Origin of the sequence: Streptomyces sp. DvalAA-14 (assembly GCF_900091855.1) — a bacterium.
Classification (GTDB): Bacteria; Actinomycetota; Actinomycetes; order Streptomycetales; family Streptomycetaceae; genus Actinacidiphila.
In genome coordinates, this window is the sequence record NZ_FMCH01000091.1 from 1 (window position 1) to 4,277 (window position 4,277).

Sequence of the window (4,277 nt, forward strand, 5' to 3'; positions counted from 1 at the left end):
TCGGCCCCGACGCGGGCGGCCAGGTCGACGTGCACGGCGGGCCGGCCGCGGCGGATCGCGGAGCCGTCCATCACGTCGTCGTGGACCAGCGCGCAGCACTGGATGAGTTCGAGGGCCGCCGCCACCTCCAGCACCGCCCGGGGGCTCTCGCCGCCGTCCTGCCCGTGGCAGGCCCGCCACCCCCACCACACCAGCGCGGAGCGGCGCCGGGCGCCGCCGCCCAGCGCGAACTCGGACAGCCGCCCGGCGATGTGGGCGGCGAAGGTCGGGTCGGCTGCCAGCGCCTCGGCCCGGCGGGCGCGCAGGAGATCGCGCAGCACCCGGTCGACCGCCGCCGGCACGTCCAGGTCGGTGCGCGCGCCGGAGATCGCCGCGGGGCGGTCGTGCTCGGCCGGATCCCGGCCGTGTTCGGAGGATTCGGGGCGCTCCGGGCGCTCCGGGTGGCGGGCGCCGGCCGGCAGCCGGGCCGGGGCCGTCATGCGCCGGTCCGGGGGCCGGTCGTACGGCCCTTCGCGCGGTCCTTCATGCGGCCCTTCATGCGGCCCTTCGCGCGGATCGGGTGGTTCGCCGGCGCGGCCCGTCTCGGCTCCGCGGGATGATGCCGGTGACGGCGCATCGGGTGTCCTCTCGTCGCGACCCTGTGGTGACCGGGTTTCACGTTTTCCGGCGTTCACACCACTTCCTGATACGGCTGGACGGACCGAATCACTCGATCCGGGGTGAGCGGGAGTTGACGGAAGCGGGTGCCGGTGGCGTGGTGGACCGCGTTGGCGATCGCCGCGGCCGATCCGACGACGCCGATCTCGCCGATGCCCTTGCTGCCCATCGGGTTGAGGTCCTCGTCGGACTCGTCGATCCAGTGCGCTTCGAGTCCGGTCACGTCGGCGCAGGTGGGGACGTGGTAGGAGGCGAGGTCGCGTTCGGCCCAGTCGCCGAAGGCCGGGTCCACGGTGGTGCCCTCCAGCAGCGCCATGCCCAGTCCCGTCGTCATGCCGCCGAGGAACTGGGCGCGGGCGGTGCGCGCGTTGAGCACGTGCCCGGCGGCGAACATCCCGAGCATCCGGCGCACCCGCACCTCGCCGGTCACCGTGTCCACCTGCACCTCGGCGAAGTGCGCGCCGAACGCGTGCCGGGCGTACGGCGACGCGGCCGCGGCCTCCCGCTCGGTGTCGCCGCCGGCGGTCAGGCCGTCGGCGGGCACCTGCCCGCCGTACTCGCGGACCAGCCCGGCCAGCGCGGTGCACGCCTTGTGCACGGCCGAGCCCCAGGAGGCGGTGCCGGAGCAGCCGCCCGCCGCGGAGCCACCGGGCGGTCCGCTGTCGCCGATGTCCAACCGGACCCGGTCCGCCGGGGCGCTGAGCGCGGCGGCGGCGATCTGGGCCAGCACGGTACGGGCGCCGGCGCCGATGTGGGCGGCGGCGACCCGCACCTGGTACCGGCCGTCGGCGGTGGCGGCGGCGGTGGCGTAGGACGGCGAGAGCAGGACGGGGTAGGTGGCGGCCGCGACGCCGGTGCCGAGCAGCAGATCGCCCGTGCGGCGTACGCCCGGCCGCGGGTCCCGGTCCGGCCAGCCGAAGCGGCGGGCGCCCTCGCGCAGGCACTCGGCCAGGTGACGGCTGCTGAACGGCCGGCCGGTGTCCGGCTCGGTGGCCGGTTCGTTGCGCAGCCGCAGTTCCACCGGGTCCAGGCCGGCGGCGGCGGCGAGTTCGTCCATCGCGCACTCCAGCGCGAACATGCCGGGCGCCTCGCCGGGGGCCCGCATCCACGCCGGGGTGGGGACGTCCAGCGCGACCACCCGGTGGGCGGTGCGGCTGTGCGGGGAGGAGTACATCACCCGGGCCGGCACGGCGGCGTGCTCCACGAACTCCTTGACGGTGGAGGTCTGGGTGGCGACCTCGTGGGCGAGGGCGGTGATCCGCCCCTTGCGGTCGGCGCCGATCCGCACCCGCTGCAGCGTGGGCGGGCGGTACCCGGTGACAGCGGCCGACTGGCGGCGCGGCAGGACGAGTTTGACCGGGCGGCCGGTGTGCAGCGCGGCCATCGCGGCGAGGACCGCGGGCGGTCGGGGAATGCCTCGGGCGCCGAAGCCGCCGCCGGCGTGCCCGCACAGCACGGTGACCTGCTCGGCGGCCAGGCCGAACAGCGCGGCCAGGGCGTCGCGGACGGCGGTGGCGCCCTGGTCGGAGTCGTGCACGACCAGCCGGTCGCCGGCCCACCGGGCGGTGGCGGCGTGCGGCTCCATCGGGTGGTTGTGCAGCGCGGGGAGGGTGAACGTGGTGTCGACGCGGACCTCGGCGGCCGCGAACCGCGCGCCGAAGTCGCCGCGTTCGCGGACCGCGGGGTGGCCGCCGCTCACCTGCTCGGGGGTGTACAGACCGGGGTGGTCGGCGCTGAGCCGCACGTCGTGCGGTTCGGGCGCGTACTCCACCCGCAGCGCCGCCGCGCTCTCGCGAGCGGCTTCCAGGCTGTCGGCCACGGCGAGCGCCACGTACCAGCCGCGGTGCGGCACCCGGTCGTGCTGGAGCAGCAGTTCCAGTTCGGGGTCGCCGGCCGGGCGCAGCCGGGGCGCGTCGTCGTGGGCGATGACCGCCAGGGCGCCGGGCACCGCGAGGGCGGCCTCGCGGTGCACGGCGGTGATCCGGCCGCTGGCGATCGCGGCCGGCACCGGCCAGGCGTAGGCGCAGCCGGCCGGGGTGTGCTCGGCGGTGTAGCGGGCGGCGCCGGTGACCTTCTCCCGGCCCTCGCGGCGGGCGGCGGCGGTGCCCGCCGGATCCTTCATCGGCGCGGCGGTCATCTCCGGCCGCCCTGGCCGCGGCGGGTCGGCGCGGGCTGGGCGAGACCGGTCAGCATGCTCACCGCCAGGCGCCGGGCCATCGGCACCTTGAAGGAGTTGTCGCGCAGTGGGCGGGCCAGGTCGAGTTCGGCGGCGGCGGCGCGTTCGAAGCTGTCCCGGGTGGCGGGCGCGCCCCGCAGCACCTCCTCGGCGGCGCGGGCCCGCCACGGCCGGTGGGCGACCCCGCCGAAGGCCAGCGCCGCGGCACGCACCCGGCCGCCGCGTACGTCGAGCACCGCGGCGACCGACACCAGCGCGAAGGCGTACGAAGCCCGGTCGCGGGCCTTGCGGTAGGCGGACATCCCGGCGGGCGGCGGGAGTTCGACCGCGGTGATCAGCTCGCCGGGGCGGAGCACCGTGTCCTGCTGCGGCCGTTCGCCGGGCAGCCGGTGGAAGTCCGCGGCGGGCACGGTCCGTTCACCGTCCGGGCCGAGCAGGACCACGGTCGCGTCGAGGGCGGTGAGCGCCACCGCCATGTCGGACGGGTGGGTGGCGACGCAGTGCTCGGAGTGGCCGAGGACGGCGAGGTCGCGGTGCACGCCGTCGCGGGCCGGACAGCCGGAGCCCGGCCGGCGCTTGTTGCAGGGCTTGTCGGTGTCCTGGAAGTACGGGCAGCGGGTGCGCTGCAGCAGATTGCCGCCGGTGGTCGCGATGTTGCGCAACTGCCCGGAGGCGCCGGCCAGCAGCGCCTGCGACAGCGCCGGGTAGCGGTCGCGCACGGCGCGATGCGCGGCCAGGTCGCTGTTGCGGACCGCGGCGCCGACGGTCAGCCCGCCGCCGGGCGTGTCCGCGACGGTGTCCAGCGGCAGCCGGCTGACGTCGATCAGCGTGCCCGGGGTCTCGACGCCGAGCTTCATCAGGTCCACCAGATTGGTGCCGCCGCCAAGGTAGTGGGCGTCCGGGTGGGCGGCCCAGGCCTCGACGGCCTCGACGGGGGTGCCGGCCCGCACATAGCCGAAGGGCTTCACGGCGTGGCTCCCTGCGGGCGGGCCGGATCGGCGCCGGCCCGGGGCCGGGAGCGGATGAGCAGCCGCCGCGGCGGGCGGTCCGCGGGGCGGTCCGGCGGTCGCGCGGCGGCGGTGTCGGCGATCGCCGCGACGATGTCGGCGTAGGCGGCGCACCGGCACAGATTGCCGCTCATCCGCTCCCGGATCTCCTCGGGGCCCAGGCCCCGCCGGGCGGCTTCCGGCCGGGCGCCGGGCGGTGTGACGTGGGACGGGTGGCCCGCGGCGGCCTCCGCGAGGGCCCCGACGGCCGAGCAGAGCTGCCCGGGGGTGCAGTAGCCGCACCGCAGCGCGTCCCTGGCCAGGAACGCCTCCTGCAGCGGGTGCGGCCGCTCGCCGTCGGCCAGGCCCTCGACGGTGGTGACCGAGGCGCCGTCGTACGCCACGGCGAGCAGCAGGCAGCTGTTGGCGCGCCGGCCGTCGACCAGCACGGTGCAGGT

4 protein-coding genes are annotated in these 4,277 nt (G+C 77.3%); all 4 read right to left on the minus strand.

The annotated features are described in order from the left end of the window. Positions 1-479, minus strand: a 479-nt coding sequence (locus GA0115240_RS04485) for a polyprenyl synthetase family protein (protein ID WP_176724983.1), incomplete at its 3' end; no start/stop codon positions are given. 191 nt (positions 480-670) lie between these two features. Continuing rightward, positions 671-2,794 carry a xanthine dehydrogenase family protein molybdopterin-binding subunit gene (locus GA0115240_RS04490; RefSeq protein ID WP_093735345.1) on the minus strand — a complete coding sequence of 708 codons (2,124 nt, stop codon included), beginning with the start codon at positions 2,792-2,794 and terminating at the stop codon, positions 671-673. After that, positions 2,791-3,801 (minus strand): FAD binding domain-containing protein, encoded by a 1,011-nt coding sequence (locus GA0115240_RS04495; RefSeq protein WP_093735346.1) that lies wholly within the window; start codon positions 3,799-3,801, stop codon positions 2,791-2,793. The genes GA0115240_RS04490 and GA0115240_RS04495 overlap by 4 nt, the downstream gene beginning before the upstream one ends. Next, positions 3,798-4,277: (2Fe-2S)-binding protein (locus GA0115240_RS04500; RefSeq protein WP_237554599.1), on the minus strand; the 480-nt coding region annotated here is incomplete at its 5' end. The genes GA0115240_RS04500 and GA0115240_RS04495, both read right to left, overlap by 4 nt.